Consider the following 16,122-nt stretch of genomic DNA (forward strand, 5'->3'; position numbering starts at 1 on the left):
TTCCGTTTAGAAGTTAAGCGGAACGGATTCCGGAAAGCAACTGGAGACCGACACCGAAGGAACCCGCATGCCCGCCACGCCCCGCCGCACCCGGAGTGACGCGCTGCAGAACCGGGAACGCCTGCTGGAGGTCGCCGCGCAGGCCTTCGCCGAGCAGGGGCTGGACACCGCGCCCGCCGCCATCGCCAAACAGGCGGGCGTCGGTGTCGGCACGCTCTACCGGCACTTCCCGACTCGGGAAGTCCTCATCGACGCCGCCTACCGGCGCCAGCTCACCCAGGTGTGCGAGAGGGTGAACGACCTCCTCGCCCAGCACCCGGCCGCCGAGGCCACCCGGATGTGGATGGAAGACTTCATCCACTACGCCACGGCGAAGAGCGGAATGTCCGAAGCCCTCAACGCGGTCATCGCCTCCGGCATCGATCCGTACTCCGACAGCCGGGCACTCCTTACCGACGCCGTCGCCACCCTCCTCGCGGCCGGCGCCCGGGACGGAAGCCTGCGAACCGACGTCGTCCCCGACAACGTCCTACTCCTCATGGGTGGCATCGCCTATTCCGTGCAGCACGGCACCGAAGAGCAAGCCCGCCCGCTCGTCGACCTCTTCATGGACGCGCTGACCAAGGACTCGACCGTGAGCTGAGCCCAAGGTCGCGGACCGGCACGCCAACGCGAGCGCGGCCACGGTCAGTTCATCGAGTGGCTCTGCCATGCTCACGAGGTTCCGGACACGTGCCGCGCACCGAATTCCGAGCGCAGTCCGTCAGGAGTTCTAAGCCGCGAGGTCCCGCTCCTCGGCGGCGACGTCGGTCCGCTCGCCGGTGATGATCCCGTCCCGCTGCCCGATCCGGGCCGCCCGGCCCCGCACGACCCACCCGACCCGCGGCGACCGGTCGACGGCCTTCAGCACGGGGGTGAGCAGCATCGAGGCGATGGGCGACAGCAGCAGCGCGACGGCGGTCCCGAGCGCGAACCCGCCGACGACGTCCGTCGGATAGTGCACGCCCATGTAGATCCGGCAGAACCCTTCGAGCAGGGCGATCCCTATCCCGACGAGCCCGAACCTGCGGTTGGCGACGAACAGCCCGACGGCCATGGCCATCGTGAGGGTGGCGTGGTCGCTCACGAAGGAGTAGTCCGTCTTGCCGGAGACGAGCACCTCCAGCCCCTTGTGGTCGAGGAAGGGCCGGGGCCGTTCCACGAACCCCCTTATGGGGACGTTCACCAGGACGGCGACTCCGGCGGCGAGCGGCGCCCAGACCAGAGCGGCGACGGAGGACGCGGCCTCCTCGGACCCGCCTGGCCGCCGCCGGACCCCCCACCAGCACCACACGATGAGCAGCGCCATGGCGAGCAACAGCCCGTACTCGCCCACGAACTCGACGATCCGGTCGAGCCAGTGCGGGGCGTCCTTGGCCAGCCCGTTGATGTCGTAGAGCAGGTCGACGTCGGGGTTCGACCCGGATTCGGCGAGTCCAGCCATGGTGCTGCGGCCCCTTCGTCGTGTTCTGCCCGGCGCGCCTCGCATGCGCCCGCTCCAACAGGAACGCACGGCCCCGGTTGATACGTTCCACTCTCCACTGAATGATCACCCAGACGTTATCGAAGAGAGACAGATCCCCGCAGCTCAGGGGCCGGGTGCGGGCAGCCTTCAGACGGTAGTGGGGAGCGCTTTCGCGCCATCTTCGGTGACGCGGGTCGCCCCGAAGTACTCAGCGGTGTCGATGGGGTCGAAGCGGATGACGGCCCCCGTGTAGGGCGCGTCGATCATGTATCCGCCCCCCACGTAGATACCCACGTGGTGGATGGCCCGCGAGTTGTTCGGGTCGGTGGAGAAGAACACCAGGTCCCCGGGAAGCAACTCGCTCCGCCGGGGATGCGGGCCCGCGTTGTACTGGTCGTTGGCGACCCGGGGCAGGGTGATCCCGACGCTCTCGTAGGCGGCCTTGGTCAACCCGGAGCAGTCGAACCGTCCGCCCTGGTCAGCCGTACCGTTGCCACCCCAGAGATAGGGCGTGCCGAGCTTCTTCTGGGCGTAGTAGATGGCTCCCGCGGCCTGCTTCGACGGATCCACCCGGCTGACGGGCGCGGCGAAGGATTCCTCCAGAGTCGTGATGATCTTCACGTAGTTCTGGGTCTCCTTGTACGGCGGCACGCCCCCGTACTTGATGACCGCGTAGGCCCCCGCGTTGTACGAGGCGAGCATGTTCTTCGTGATGTCCCCGGGGACGTCCTTCACGTACGAGGCGAGCTGGCAGTCGTACGACGCGGCCGACGGAATCGCGTCATTCGGGTCCCAGACGTCGCGATCGCCGTCACCGTCGCCGTCGATTCCGTGCGTGGCCCAGGTGCCCGGGATGAACTGCGCTATCCCCTGCGCGGCGGCGGCGCTCTGCGCCCTCGGGTTGAACCCGCTCTCCTGGTAGAGCTGGGCGGCGAGCAGCGCGGGGTTGATGGCGGGACACAGATTGCCCCACTTCTGCACGAGCGTCTGATAGGCGGCGGGCACGGCGCCCTTGGCCAGTGCCTTGCCGGCTCCGCCCACCCCGCCCGCGACGTTCCCGCCGACGAGGTACACGCCGATGACGAGCGCCATCATGAAGGCGGCACCGGCACTGACGGCAGCGGTCGCCACGATCCATGCCTTACGCACCGTCAACCGCCCCTCGCCGCCCAGGAGTCCGCCCCCGACAGTGTAGAGGCGGCCTCCGCCCTCCGGGGTGACCACGAACAAGGAGAAACCGCACGTGGCCGAAGTCCCGGCATACGGCGGCGTGGGCGGCGAGCACTCCGGGTCCCGAGCCGTCCCCACTCGGCACCGCCACCCGCCCCGGCACAGCACGGCACCGCACGGCACGACCGAAGAAGCGCTGCGGGAACCGGCCGCGGACAACCGACGCCGGCGCGCCTTCCGCGGGCGGCGCCCGGACGAAACCCTTGCCGTCCGGCAGAGCCTGACGGCAGCTCAGCACCCGTTCGCGGTCGTCCTCGGCCGCATGGACTCCCGGGTGCCGCGACGGCGCAGGCCGAGAAGGGCCCGCACCCCGAGCCGGTCTTCGACCAGGCCCGGGCGATCCGATGACCGTCCGGAGCGCGCTACGGGCTGACCACGCAGCTCGTCCACCGCATCGCGTAACCCCCTTGGGGCCTGCCCGGCATTGATCCGTCCGCCGGAAGGCTCTACGGGTCGGAGGCCGCGTCCCGGTACAGCTCCGCGGCCTCCGACCCGAGGACCACGCTGTACGAGGTGTCGGCCGTCGCCCCGCCCTGCTCATGCCCGCCGAGGACGCCGACCACCTCCCCGTCGCCGTTCACCCACGGGCTGCCGCTGGTCCCCCCGGTGAGGTCGGGGCAGTCGATGCGCTGCTGGGTGGAGTTGTGGGCGGTGGGCCGGTTCGTGCAGCGGACGGGCACTTCGAGGGCGTTGGGGTAGCCGGTGACTGTCACGGCGGTCGCGCCCGTGGTGGTACGCGTCACGAAGCGGTTGCCGCCGACCACGTCCTCGACGCCCTTCCCGTCCCGTTCGTCGAGGACGGCGAACGCCACATCGCTGTCCTCGTCCTGCCCCTGCGCCCACCCGTCGGGCAGGAAGACCCGCGCGACCCGCCAGCTCCCGTAGGGGGCCTTGCCGTCCCGGTATCCGGGGACGAAGACCAGCTCGTCCGCCCGGCCGAGACAGTGCGCCGCGGTGGCGATGAGGTCGCGGTGCGGGCTGTGCACCACGGAGGCGGTGCAGAAGTGCTCACCGGCGAGTCCGCCGGCGCCGGCGTCGTCCGCGGTGAACAGCGCGCCGACCCGCGCGGTCTGCGCCGTCGCCGCCGCGACGGTCGTCACCCCCAGGGGTCCGGGCCCACCGTCTGCGGCCGCTTCGGAGGCGGAGGTGACGGCCAGCAGGACGACCGCACCGAGCAGGGCGTTTCGCTTCATCGGGTTCACTGTGTCCCACGAAGGTGAGAGAAACGTCAGACGTGTGCTTTCCCGTACGACGCTACCCGCACTCCGTCCACGGCACCTTTCCACTCTTCCCACCGAGCTCGGATACCCCACCCGAACCGCCGCACACGCCCGCGCCGACCTCAGCCCCGCCCGTGCCCGGCGTCGTCCCGCGCGACTCACCACCTTCCGCATCCTGCTCACCGTCTTCACGAAGGACACTTCCCGTGGCTGACATCCCTTCCGACCTCCTCTGGACCCGAGCCGCCCCGCCGGACGCGACCGGCCCCGGCCCGTGGATCGAGATCGCCTTCGGCGAGGGCGACGACGGCGAGGCTCCCGTCTATCTGCGCGAGACCAGCGACCCGGAGAACGTCGTCACGACGAACCGACGGAAGTGGGACGCGTTCGTACTCGGCGTGCAGGCGGGCGAATTCGACCATTTCGTCGAGGGCGCACTGGAAAGCGAACGGAACGAATGACGCGGCGGTATGGCGAAGGGCCCCGTCGGCCATTGTCGACGGGGCCCTTCGCCATGCCGCGTTTTACTGACCGGCGACTTACCAGCGGTACCAGCGGCCCTTGCGGCCACCGTGTCCGGCGGGCCGGGCCACGAAGCCCACCAGCCATACCACCAGGACGATGACGGCAAGCCACCACAGGGCCTTGAGGGCGAAGCCGGCACCGAAAAGAATCAGGGCGAGAAGCAGAACAAGAAGCAGGGGAACCATGATTATCAACCTCCGCTGATTCAAGTGCCCCGCGAAATCCCCTTCACGCCCACAAATCTTCGACGCATGTTCTCGAAATGCCAGGGAATACGGCGTGCCCGCGCCTGCGGGACACCGGCGTCACAGGAAACGGCGGATGGGCAGGACGGCGACCTCGCGCGCCCGCTGGAGCACCGAGCGCCGCTTCCAGCGTCCCCCGCGGATCAGCGTGGCGGCCTTCACGTCGTCGTCGAAGTGGCCGTCGAGCGCGGCCGTGAACTCCTGATCCAGCACGGCGAGCATGATCTCCTCGTCGTGGTCGAGGGACCGGCGGTTGAAGTTGGTCGAGCCCACCAGCGCGGCGACGCCGTCGACGGTGATGACCTTGGCGTGCATCATCGTCGGCTGGTACTGGTAGATCTTCACCCCGCAGGCGGTGAGGTCCTCGTAGTAGTGCTGACCGGCCAGCTGGCAGACCCGCTTGTCGGTGTGCGGACCGGGCAGCAGGATCTCCACCTCCACGCCCCGCCGGGCGGTGGCGCACAGGAGTTCGATGAAGAAGGCGTCCGGCGAGAAGTAGGCGGTGGCCAGCCGGAAGCGCTCCTCGGCCGACTCCAGCATCACCCGGATCAGGGTCTGCATGTCCTGCCACCCGAAGCTGGCCGATCCGCGCACCACCTGCACCACCGCGTCGCCCTGCGGGCGGTGCGGGACGAACCGGTCGCGCTCGTCGAAGAGTGCGTCGTGGCACTCGGCCCAGTTCTGCGCGAAGGCGGCGGCGATGCCGTCCACGGCAGGCCCGCGCACCTCGACATGGGTGTCGCGCCACTCGTGCTCGTCACGGGCGTTGCCGCACCACTCCTCGGCGATGCCGACCCCGCCGGTGAAGGCCGTCTGCTCGTCCACGACGAGGACCTTGCGGTGGCAGCGGTGGTTCTGCTTGAACGGCGAGAGGGTCAGGGGTCTGCGGAACCAGGCCACCTGCACACCGGCCCGCTCCATCTCCTCCAGCAGCTCCTTCTCGATCAGCCGGCTGCCGAACCCGTCCAGCAGCAGCCGCACCCGCACACCCGCCTGCGCCCGGGCGGCCAGCGCCCGCGCGAACTCGCGGGCGATCTCACCCCTCCAGTACACGAACGTCATCATGTCCACGGTGTGCTCGGCGGACCGGATACGCCCCAGCATCGCCGGGAAGATCTCGTCACCGTTGCGCAGCGGGGTGAGCGCGTTGCCCTCGGTCGCCGCGATGCCGATCAGCCGCTCCAGTCGACGGCGTATCCGCACGGCGCGCTCCTGGACCGGTCCCGGCACCGGCGCGTCGTCGCCGGGATCGGTCGGCTCGGTGATCCGGTCCTGCGTACTGGTCATTGCGTCACCCGGCCGGCACTCACAGGGGACAACAGAGCCGCGTGACCCGGTCCGGCGCGGGACACGGCGAGCAGACCTTACCTCCGCCCCACAGCGGGCCCGGAGCGAGCGGCACCGACCGTGCGGCGAACCCCCCGGAGTCAAGTTCCGGCCATCGCCACACCATCCGCCCGCCATTGATCAGCAATCCCCCAACCGCCTTCAGTAAGGCGGAAGTCAGGATTCCACCACCCCTCTTGTTGTCGCGTACTCAACAAGGGAACAGTCGGCCGCGGGCCGCCGCCCGCCACCGGGGACCACGTACCGGTGGCACGCATCACCCCCCACCCGCACCGCCCCTGTCACCCATCTTCAGGAGCTGTCCGTTGCGTACGACGACTTCCCCCGACTCCGCCGCCATATCGGGCAGATGGCGCCGCACGGCCGCCTCGGCCCTCGGCACCGCCGCCCTCGTGCTCGCCGGACTCGGCACCGCGGCCCACGCGAGCGCGGCACCCGCGACCACCGCCCCGACCACCTCCGCCAAGGTCACCTGGGCGGCCACCCCCTGCGCCACCCCCAAGCACAAGGGCGACCTGACCTGTAACTCCTTCCGCGTGACCGGCGGCACCACGGCCTTCCAGAAGGAACGCGCCGCCGAGACCGGAAAGGCCGCCAAGGTCACCCCGAAGGCCGCGGCCGCCGGCCCCACCGGCTACGGCCCCTCCGACCTCCAGGACGCCTACGGCCTGACCGGCGCGGCCTCGAGCAACGGATCCGGCGAGACCCTCGCCATCGTCGACGCCTACGACGACCCGAACGCCGCCGCCGACCTCGCCAAGTACCGCACCTACTACGGCCTCCCCGCCTGCACGGTGGCCAACGGCTGCTTCAAGAAGGTGAGCCAGAGCGGCTCCACCACCTCCCTGCCCAGCGCCGACAGCGGCTGGGCCGAGGAGGAGTCCCTCGACCTCGACATGGCCAGCGCGGTCTGCCCGAACTGCAAGATCCTGCTCGTCGAGGCCACCTCCTCGTCCATGGCCAACCTCGGCAAGGCCGTGAACGAGGCCGTCACGCTGGGCGCGAAGTTCGTCTCCAACAGCTATGGCGGCTCCGAGTCCTCCTCGGACACGTCGTACGACACCTCGTACTTCAAGCACGCCGGCGTCGCCATCACCGTCAGCGCGGGCGACGAGGGCTACGGCGCCGAATACCCGGCCGCCTCCAAGTACGTGACCTCCGTCGGCGGCACCGCCCTGTCCACGTCCTCCACGACCCGCGGCTGGACCGAGAAGGTCTGGAACACCAGTTCCACCGAGGGCACCGGCTCCGGCTGCTCCGCCTACGACGCCAAGCCGACCTGGCAGACCGACACCGGCTGCTCCAAGCGCACCATCTCCGACGTCTCGGCCGTGGCCGACCCGGCGACCGGCGTCTCCGTCTACGACTCCTACGGGGTCACCGCCGGCTGGTACACCTTCGGCGGCACCAGCGCCTCCGCGCCCATCATCGCCGCGGTCTACGCCCTCGCCGGCACCCCGGGCAGCAGCGACTACCCGGCCGCGTACCCCTACGCGGACACCTCCGCCCTGAACGACGTCACCAGCGGCAGCAACGGCACCTGCTCCTCCAGCGCCGCCTACCTCTGCACCGCCAAGTCGGGCTACGACGGCCCCACCGGCCTCGGCACCCCGCAGGGCACGGACGCCTTCACCGGCTGATCCACCGTCACAAAGGGCCGCTGCCCGGCCACACCGTCACACCGATCCACAACAGAACAGCCACAGTGGGCCGTGGGGGCCACACGTGGTGAATGGGCGAACGGGCCTCGGCATCCAGCCGCGGCCCGTTCGCCATGCCCGGTGTGCGCCACGTCATGAGAACATCGAAACGTACGCTCACCCGACCAGCCGTCAGAAACGGTGCGGGGCGTGAAGTGGGCTAACGACGGAACCACACCACAGGTTCCGCTCCGGCCTCATTGCCCGGCGTGACCTGCCGTGATACACAGAGTGACCATACGAGCTATTCGTACGACTCCCGCCCGACAATGGCGCCAAGTCGACATACGACGGCGCTTTTGTCGGCGACAATGAGGCGTGACCTCTGCACACCCGCAGGGGTACTGCGGAACTACCCACCAGGGGCGGTGACTTACATGCTGTTTGCGGCCGACAAGGGCGACATCAACACCATCATCGGCGGGATCGCTCCGGACTGGGGGCCCTTCGGCAGCCTGGGCAACGAGGCCAAGGTGATGATCGAGGTCGTGATGGCGGTCGCCATCCTCCTCTGCCTCGGCATCGCCATCTGGGGCGCGGCCAAGCAACGCATCGGCGCGACCGCCCTACGGGACACCTTCAGTGCGGAACAGGGCAAGGGCCTCATCATCGCCGGGCTCACGGGCGTCTTCATCATCGGCTCCCTCGGGACGCTGTTCACGATCGTGTACGGCATGGCCGTGTAGCCGCGGCCTCCGCACCACCCCCAGTCCCGTCCGGGCACGCCCGGCCCACAACCCCCACCCACCTGTCGTGCCCACCGGCTGAGGTTGCGTTTCCCTGATGTCCCTGATGTCGAGTCACCACACCGCGCCCGCGCGGGAACCAGCACGGCTACCGTCGTACTTGTACACGTCCCGGTACAGCAGCGAGGGGGCCTACGCGGCATGACTCCCGGCGACGAACACGACTACGGCGAATCCACGCGCTCCGACGAGGGTCAGGGGTACGGCCGGACACGCCTCCGACTGCCCGAGAACGACCCCTACGGCGGCGCCCGCAGAAGCGGCCGCTCGTCCTCGCGCAGCCTGGTCCCGGTGGTCGGCGTCGTCGTCGTCCTCATCGCGGCGATCGCCTTCGCGAACCGTGGAGGAGACGATTCCTCTTCGACCTCGGCCACCGGCTCGACCGGCACCAAGCCGGACGCGAAGAGCACGGCGGCAACCGGCACGAAGCCGGTGCGGTCGAAGAGCGGCACGATTCCCATCGGATACGCACACGACGCGCAGGGTGCGCAGAGCGCTGCTGCCAACTACGGCATCGCGCTGGGTTCGGCGGACATGTTCAACACGGATCTGCGACACGAGATCGTCAACACCGTGTACGCACCGGACGTCGCCGCGAACAAACTGTCAGCGCTGGACACCGCTTACTCGAGCGAGACGTTCCTGAGCAACATCGGGCTCGACACGGACGGCTCCGCACCGGACGGCCAGGCCTTCGTCTCCCGTGTCATTCCTGTAGGCACAAAGGTCACCGCCTCCACGGGCAGCAAGGCCACCGTCGAGCTCTGGTACACGTCGCTCTTCGGTCTCTCGGGCGAAGCCTCGACCAATCCGGTGTCCGAGAGCTGGTTCACCACCACCTACCAGCTCGACTGGGTCAACAGCGACTGGAAGATCACCGACTTCCAGCAGAAGGACGGGCCCGTCCCGGTCGGGCGCGATCAGCAGGCCTCCACCGCCGACGACATGACGAAGGCCGTCGAGGAGTACGGAGGGTTCACGTATGCGCGCTAAGCACCTCTCCCTCAAGGTGACGGCCGCCCTGGCCGCCGTTCAGACGGTCGCGGTACTGACGGCCACCCGTGCCCTCGCCGCGCCGACGCCCAGCCCGTCGCCGTCCCCCTCCACGTCCTCCAGCAACAGCGCGTGCAGCGAACTCATCCGAGGCCCCGCCAGGGACTACTGCGAAAAGGGCGAAAACCCGGCCTCCACCACCAACCCCGGCGTCTCCGACACCCTCGACCCCCTCTCCTCCCTCGCCAAGGGCTGTGCCGACGCCGCCGCCTGGACCGTCGACAAGCTCAGTGAGGCCGTGAAGGACACGGCGAACGTCGACTTCACCAACGAGCGGTTCCTCAAGCAGTACGCCGTCGTCTTCGCGGCCTCGACCGTCCTGACGCTCCTGCTGTGGCTGCTGGCCGTCGCCAAGAGGGCGGTGCGCGGAGTCCCCCTCACCACCGCCATCGGCGAAGCCGTCGGCTTCCTCTGGCTGACCGTCCTGGCCTCCGCCTTCACCCCCCTGATCCTCTACACGGTCGTATCCGCCACGGACGGCATCACCGACGTCCTCGCGAAGACCACCGGCAACCAGACCGACACGTTCTTCGGCACCTTCTCCGAAGCCCTCGCCAAGGGCGAGAACATCGGCGGCGGCCCGATCATGCTGATCGTCGTGTCCCTGGTGTCGATCCTCGCGGCCGGAGTGCTGTGGCTGGAGCTCGTCATCAGGGCCGCCCTCCTCTACGTGGGCGCCCTGCTCGGCACCGTCGTCTACGCGGGCCTGGTCGACAAGAACCTGTGGAGCCACGTCCGCCGCTGGGCCGGCATCATGATCGCCGTCATCCTGGTCAAACCGGTCATCGTGATAGTGCTCGGCCTGGCCGGCGCGCTGTCCTCCGCCGACGGCCCGAACGCCTTCTCCGCCGTCGTCTCCGGCCTCTCCATCATCCTGCTCGCCATCTTCGCCAGCGCGATGATCTACCGCTTCGTCCCCGGCTTCGGCGACGAGATCGCGGGCTCCCGCAACAACCGCATCATGCAGGGCGCCGAGGGCAAGGCGGCGGCCGTCATCAGCTCTCCGGCGACCCTCGTCGCCCAGGGCATCAAGACGCACAGCACCCGTACGGACAACAACGGCGGCGGCCAGTCCGGGTCCTCCGGCGCCCGCCCCTCCAACCCCGCCTCCGGCGGAGTCGCCGCGCACAGTTCGCGCACCTCGAACGGGGGCGGCGGATCTGTCCCCTCCGCCGCACCCGCCCCCCGCGCGAGCAGCCCGGTCAACACCCCGCACGCGAGCAACACCCGCAACAGCAGCAACAACCGCACGGGAGGTGAAGGGCGTTGACGACCGAGTCCCATGTGTCCCACGCGATCACGCCCCGCCGTACATATCTGATCGGCCGCGCCCGGCCGAACGCGATCGTCGGCCGCAACCGCGAGACCGGCGAGATCGCGCTCATCGTCATCGGCGCGTTCCTGGGCATGATGTGCGGCCTTCTCGTCCCCGTCCTCGCCCTGCGGATCGTGCTGCTGAGCGGCTTCCCGATGATCGCGCTGGCTGCCGTCTACGTGCCGTACAAGCACCGCACGTTCTACAAGTGGTTCGAGATCAACCGCAGCTACAAGCGCACCCTCCGTCAGGGCACGACCTACCGCTCGACCGTCATGGAGGCGGGCACCAGGATCGACGGCCAGGAGATCGAGATCGGGCCGCCTCCGGGCATCGGCCGCATCAACTGGCTGGCAGCCCCCTTCGGCCCCGACGAGATCGCCGTACTCCTGCACGCCGACCGCCGTACGGTGACGGCCGCCATCGAGATCGAGGGCCCGGGCGTCGGCCTGCGCGACAGCGAGGACCAGGAGGCACTGGTCGACCGCTTCGGCACCCTCCTCAAGCACGTGGCGAACGGCGACGGCTTCGTCACCCGCCTTCAGATGCTGGCCCGCACCCTCCCCGCCGACCCCGACGCCCACGCCAAGGACGTCGCCGTACGCGGGGACGAGCGCTCCCCCGACTGGCTGGCCCGCTCCTACGACCAGCTCCAGTCCATGGTGTCCACGAGCAGCGAGCAGCACCGCGCCTACCTCGTCGCCTGTATGCACTACACCCGTGAACTGTCCGCCGAGGCACACGCCATGGCCCGCGCCGCCCGCCCCCAGTCGGGCCGCAAACTGGACCGCGACGCCGGCCTGGCGGTCGTCATGGCCCGCGAGCTGACGGACATCTGCTCCCGCCTCCAGGAGGCGGACATCCGCGTCCGCCAGCCCCTGGGCCAGGGCCGGCTGTCCTCCCTCGTCCACTCCATGTACGACCCGGACCATCCCATCGACCACATCCAGGCCATGACGAAGCGCAACGCCTGGCCGGCCGAGCTGGACGCCATGGAGCCGACCTACCTCCAGGCCAAGACCCGCGAGTCGTCCACCCGGGCCCCCTGGTGCCACGCCACGGCCTGGGTGAAGGAGTGGCCGATGACCCCGGTGGGCGTCAACTTCCTGGCGCCGCTCCTCGTCCACACCCCGGACGTCATCCGCACCGTCGCCGTGACCATGGACCTCGAACCCACCGAGGTCGCCATCGAACGCATGCTGACGGAGAAGACGAACGACGACGCCGAGGCGAGCCGGGCCGCCAAGATGAACCGCACCGTCGACCCACGTGACGTGGCCGCCCACTCCCGCCTGGACCAGCGCGGCGAGGACCTCGCGTCCGGCGCGGCCGGCGTGAACCTCGTCGGCTACATCACCGTCTCCTCCCGCAATCCCGAGGCCCTCGCCCGCGACAAGCGCACGATAAGGGCGTCGGCCGGCAAGTCGTACCTCAAGCTCGAATGGTGCGACCGAGAGCACCACCGGGCGTTCGTGAACACGCTCCCGTTCGCCACCGGAATCCGACGGTAGGGGCTGATGAGCTGATGCGGGATCCGCTGTCCGTCCTCACGGACGCCTTCACCTCGTTCCTCTTCGGCAAGGTCGAGACGACCCGGCTGCCGGTGCGCACCTCCACGGGCCAGGCCCAGGCCGTGTACCTGCCCACGGCCGCCCCCGGCCTCGGCGACTCCGGCGTCATCATCGGCCGCGAGGTCTACTCCGGAAAGGGCTACATCTACGACCCCTTCCAGCTGTACGGCCAGCAGCTCCCGGCCCCCCACTGGCTGGTCCTCGGCGAGTCGGGAAACGGCAAGTCGGCGCTCGAGAAGACCTACGTCCTGCGCCAGCTGCGCTTCCGCGACCGCCAGGTCGTCGTCCTGGACGCGCAGGGCGAGGACGGCGTAGGCGAATGGAACCTCATCGCGCAGGCGCTGGGAATAACCCCCATCCGCCTGGACCCGACGGCCGCCCTGGACCACGGCATCCGCCTCAACCCCCTGGACCCGTCGATCACGACGACCGGCCAGCTCGCGCTGCTGCGCACCATCATCGAGGTGGCGATGGGCCACGGCCTCGACGAGCGCGCCGGCTTCGCGCTCAAGGTCGCCCACGCCTACGTCAACGAGACGATCGTGGAACGCCAGCCGGTCCTGACCGACATCGTCGAACAGCTGCGCCACCCCGAACCGGAGTCGGCGGAGGCGATGAACGTCGCCATAGACGACGTACGGGCCTGGGGCCTGGACGTGGCACTGGTCCTGGACCGCCTGGTCGACGGTGACCTCAGGGGCATGTTCGACGGCCCCACGACGGTCGGCATCGACCTGGACGCCCCGCTGATCGTGTTCGATCTGTCCCACATCGACCGCAACTCGATCGCCATGCCGATCCTGATGGCGATCGTCGGGGTCTGGCTGGAACACACCTGGATCCGCCCCGACCGGAAGAAGCGCATCTTCCTGGTCGAGGAGGCCTGGCACATCATCAACAGTCCGTTCGTGGCCCAACTGTTCCAGCGGCTGCTGAAGTTCGGCCGCCGCCTCGGCCTGTCGTTCGTGGCGGTCGTGCACCACCTGTCCGACGTGGTGGACGGAGCGGCGGCGAAAGAGGCCGCGGCCATCCTGAAGATGGCGTCGACCCGGACGATCTACGCCCAGAAGGCGGACGAGGCAAGAGCGACGGGCCGGGTCATCGGCCTGCCGAGGTGGGCGGTGGAAATCATCCCCACCCTCACCCCGGGCATCGCGGTCTGGGACGTCAACGGCAACGTACAGGTGGTGAAACACCTGATCACCGAGACGGAACGGCCACTCGTCTTCACCGACCGGGCGATGACGGAATCCTCCACCGACCGCACCATGTCCGACGACGACGCACTGCTCGCCGCCGAACTGGAACAGGAACGGCGAGCGGCGGCCTTCATGGAACAGCACCTGGCCGACTTGGACGGCTCGTCCGAGTCGACGGTGGCGTAGCGCGGGACAGGGGGGTCGTCATGAGAACGGGAGACGAGCAGCGGCGCGAGAACCCCGGCCACAGTCAGGGAGGCATTCCCGACGGGCTGCTGGTCGGCATACTCGGGTTCCTGCTCGGGATGACTCTCCTGGTCTGGACGGCGACAGGCCTGGCGGCCCTCTTCGCCCACGGCTCCTGGCCCGCGGGCGTCACCTTCACCCGCACCCCGCTGGCCATGCGCCAACTCATCGCCCGGCCCCACGACATCCCCGGCGCCTGGCCGGAGGCGGACGCGGCGGACCTCTCGGGCTACGGCCTCTTCTGGGGCCTGCTGATCGGCCAGCTGATGATCCTGCTGGTCCTCACGGTGTTCGTGATGGGAACACTCGCCCGCTGGCGGGCGATACGAGCGGGCAGACGCGCGGGCCTGACGCCGGCCCCCCTGCAGGAGACCCCGGCGCCGCCTGTACACCACGAGCTGCCGATCCAGCGGGGCGGGACCGGGCCGCCACCGGAGACAGAGCCGCTCGGCCCGGCGCCGACGGAGTACCTCCGGCCGACGACAGCCACGCAGCACTCCTCACTCCCGCCCCAGCCACAGCCCTCACCATCCGCTGCCCTGTTCCCGGATGCCCCAGGTGAACGGGCGGCCGGCTGGGAGGCGACCCGCTTCGAAGGCGCCGTGCACTACGCCGCGCCCGATGCCCGCCACGCGACCGCGACCCAGGCCATCCGGGACGCCGAGGGCCCCGCCCTCGTCGTCACCTCCGGCCCGGCCCTCTGGCAGGAGACCAAGGACGCCAGAGCCAAACTGGGCCCGGTCCATCTCTACGACCCCGGCCACCTCTGCGACACCCCGGCCCGCCTCCACTGGTCCCCCACCACGGGCTGCGAGGACAAACAGACCGCGACCGCACGCGCGGCGGCGCTCCTCACACCCGTCCGCCCCACCTCCCGGCTCGACCAGGCGGTCAGCGACACCGCCGAGACCCTCCTGCGCAGCTACCTGCACGCCGCGGCCATCGACGGACGCACCATCCGCCACGTCCACCGCTGGTCCCAGGGCACCGGGATCCAGGAAGCGGTCCGCACCCTCCGCACCAACCCCAAGGCGGCCCCGGGCGCGGCCGGCGAACTGGAAGCCGCTCTCACCGCCCACCCCGAACGCCGGGACATCGCCCAGGAGCTGACCTCCCGCGCCCTCTCCGCCCTCTCCACCGTGAACATCCGCGAGGCCTGCACTCCGAACCGAACTGACGCCCTCGCCTTGGATTCCTTCGTGGACGAAGGGGGAACTCTCTATGTGCTCGGTGAATCCATCGAGGACCCCAGGACCAGTCCCGGCGCGATGCCGCTCCTGACGGCCCTCGTCTCCAGCGTGGTCGAGCGCGGCCGGCGCATGGCCGAACGGTCATCCTCCGGTCGCCTCGACCCACCACTGTCCCTGGTCCTCGACGACGTGGCGGCCGTGGCCCCGATCACCCAGCTCCCGGACCTCCTGGCCACCGGAACGGACCGCGGCCTGCCCACCCTGGCCCTGCTCCGCTCCCGCGAACAGGCCAAGGCCCGCTGGCCGCACCACGAACTACCCGTCTGACGCCCCGGGACGCTCGAGGACGAACTCGTACTCGTTCTCCTCCGCCCCCTTCCCCAACGGCACGGTCCGCCCAGTCGGCACGAAGCCCGCCTTGCGGTAGGCCCCCTGCGCCCGCAGATTCCTCTCGTGCACGATGAGCCGCACCCGCTCGAGCCCCTCCCTCCAGGCCCAGCCCACGGCGGCGTCGAGAAGTGCCTGCGTCATCCCGCTTCCCCGCCACTCCTTCCGTACGAAGACCCCGACGACATGCCCCTGCCGCCGCTCCACGGGGAAACCGGCCCAGTCGACGCTCCCCGCCTCCTCCACGAGCACGGTGACCGTCCCCGCCCACTGCCCGTCGTCCGCCTCGGCGATGTACTGCCGCGCCCCGCCGGCCCCCTCGGCCGCTCCGGCGGCCCGCTCCTGCCAGAAGGAGTCGGACCGCTCCGCAGCCGTCTCATAGGTCTCCAGGAAGGCGAGCGGCGCCGCCGGATCCTCGAGCGCAAGCAACCGCAGCGCCTTGACCGAGGCCCACTCCTCTGCCCGTACAACCCGAACCACATACGTGTACATGCAAAGCACAGTAGTACCTGAGCTCTGCCGCGGAAATGTCTGTGAACAATGTCCGTAAACGCAGAAAACCCCCGCACCGTGAGGTGCGGGGGTTTCCCGTAATATTTGTTCGGCGGTGTCCTACTCTCCCACAGGGTCCCCCCTGCAGTACC

At 69.6% G+C, this 16,122-nt stretch carries 15 protein-coding genes; 9 read left to right on the plus strand and 6 right to left on the minus strand.

Features of this window, described 5'->3' with window-relative positions:
* Positions 1-67 precede the first annotated feature (67 nt).
* The gene (locus ACIPFH_RS29625; RefSeq protein ID WP_401831095.1) at positions 68-643 is read left to right on the plus strand and encodes a TetR/AcrR family transcriptional regulator; all 576 of its coding nucleotides are present in this window, start codon (positions 68-70) and stop codon (positions 641-643) included.
* Between the two features lie 129 nt (positions 644-772).
* Here ACIPFH_RS29625 and ACIPFH_RS29630 read toward each other — a convergent pair whose 3' ends face one another.
* The 3 genes from ACIPFH_RS29630 to ACIPFH_RS29640 form a co-directional block, all read right to left on the minus strand.
* Positions 773-1,483 (minus strand): phosphatase PAP2 family protein, encoded by a 711-nt coding sequence (locus ACIPFH_RS29630; protein WP_401831096.1) that lies wholly within the window; start codon positions 1,481-1,483, stop codon positions 773-775.
* A gap of 168 nt (positions 1,484-1,651) precedes the next feature.
* Entirely contained in the window at positions 1,652-2,659 is a 1,008-nt protein-coding gene (locus tag ACIPFH_RS29635) for an NlpC/P60 family protein (RefSeq protein WP_401831170.1), read from the minus strand.
* A gap of 521 nt (positions 2,660-3,180) precedes the next feature.
* Complete coding sequence (locus ACIPFH_RS29640; protein ID WP_401831099.1) at positions 3,181-3,927, minus strand: trypsin-like serine peptidase; 747 nt, start codon at positions 3,925-3,927, stop codon at positions 3,181-3,183.
* A 233-nt stretch (positions 3,928-4,160) separates the two neighbouring features.
* Here ACIPFH_RS29640 and ACIPFH_RS29645 point away from each other — a divergent pair, with 233 nt between their 5' ends.
* Positions 4,161-4,415: a DUF397 domain-containing protein gene (locus tag ACIPFH_RS29645; RefSeq protein WP_401831101.1), complete on the plus strand. Its 255-nt coding sequence runs from the start codon at positions 4,161-4,163 to the stop codon at positions 4,413-4,415.
* A gap of 78 nt (positions 4,416-4,493) precedes the next feature.
* Here ACIPFH_RS29645 and ACIPFH_RS29650 read toward each other — a convergent pair whose 3' ends face one another.
* Both ACIPFH_RS29650 and ACIPFH_RS29655 read right to left on the minus strand, forming a co-directional pair.
* On the minus strand, positions 4,494-4,664 hold the full coding sequence (locus ACIPFH_RS29650; RefSeq protein WP_328481100.1) for a hydrophobic protein: 171 nt from the start codon (positions 4,662-4,664) through the stop codon (positions 4,494-4,496).
* Between the two features lie 120 nt (positions 4,665-4,784).
* On the minus strand, positions 4,785-6,011 hold the full coding sequence (locus tag ACIPFH_RS29655) for a phosphatidylserine/phosphatidylglycerophosphate/cardiolipin synthase family protein (protein ID WP_401831104.1): 1,227 nt from the start codon (positions 6,009-6,011) through the stop codon (positions 4,785-4,787).
* Positions 6,012-6,376: 365 nt separating this feature from the next.
* On the opposite strand from ACIPFH_RS29655, the gene ACIPFH_RS29660 reads away from it, so the two are divergent.
* The 7 genes from ACIPFH_RS29660 (at position 6,377) to ACIPFH_RS29690 (ending at position 15,418) form a co-directional block, all read left to right on the plus strand.
* Positions 6,377-7,711, plus strand: coding sequence for a peptidase S8 (locus ACIPFH_RS29660; RefSeq protein WP_401831105.1), 1,335 nt, complete (start codon positions 6,377-6,379; stop codon positions 7,709-7,711).
* A gap of 437 nt (positions 7,712-8,148) precedes the next feature.
* Entirely contained in the window at positions 8,149-8,457 is a 309-nt protein-coding gene (locus ACIPFH_RS29665; protein ID WP_003991275.1) for a hypothetical protein, read from the plus strand.
* A 201-nt stretch (positions 8,458-8,658) separates the two neighbouring features.
* Positions 8,659-9,510 carry a hypothetical protein gene (locus tag ACIPFH_RS29670; protein WP_401831107.1) on the plus strand — a complete coding sequence of 284 codons (852 nt, stop codon included), beginning with the start codon at positions 8,659-8,661 and terminating at the stop codon, positions 9,508-9,510.
* Positions 9,500-10,840, plus strand: coding sequence for a hypothetical protein (locus ACIPFH_RS29675; RefSeq protein WP_401831109.1), 1,341 nt, complete (start codon positions 9,500-9,502; stop codon positions 10,838-10,840). The genes ACIPFH_RS29670 and ACIPFH_RS29675 overlap by 11 nt, the downstream gene beginning before the upstream one ends.
* Entirely contained in the window at positions 10,837-12,396 is a 1,560-nt protein-coding gene (locus tag ACIPFH_RS29680) for an SCO6880 family protein (RefSeq protein ID WP_356257960.1), read from the plus strand. Before ACIPFH_RS29675 ends, ACIPFH_RS29680 begins: the two co-directional genes overlap by 4 nt.
* Before the next feature lie 14 nt (positions 12,397-12,410).
* A complete protein-coding gene (locus ACIPFH_RS29685; RefSeq protein WP_401831112.1) occupies positions 12,411-13,841 on the plus strand; it encodes an ATP-binding protein in 1,431 nt (476 codons plus the stop codon).
* A 20-nt stretch (positions 13,842-13,861) separates the two neighbouring features.
* On the plus strand, positions 13,862-15,418 hold the full coding sequence (locus ACIPFH_RS29690) for a type VI secretion protein (RefSeq protein ID WP_401831114.1): 1,557 nt from the start codon (positions 13,862-13,864) through the stop codon (positions 15,416-15,418).
* On the opposite strand, the gene ACIPFH_RS29695 is transcribed toward ACIPFH_RS29690, so the two are convergent.
* Positions 15,407-15,970: a GNAT family N-acetyltransferase gene (locus ACIPFH_RS29695; RefSeq protein WP_401831116.1), complete on the minus strand. Its 564-nt coding sequence runs from the start codon at positions 15,968-15,970 to the stop codon at positions 15,407-15,409. The genes ACIPFH_RS29690 and ACIPFH_RS29695 overlap by 12 nt on opposite strands.
* Positions 15,971-16,122 lie beyond the last annotated feature (152 nt).

Source organism: Streptomyces sp. NPDC088157, from assembly GCF_044741545.1.
GTDB lineage: Bacteria > Actinomycetota > Actinomycetes > Streptomycetales > Streptomycetaceae > Streptomyces.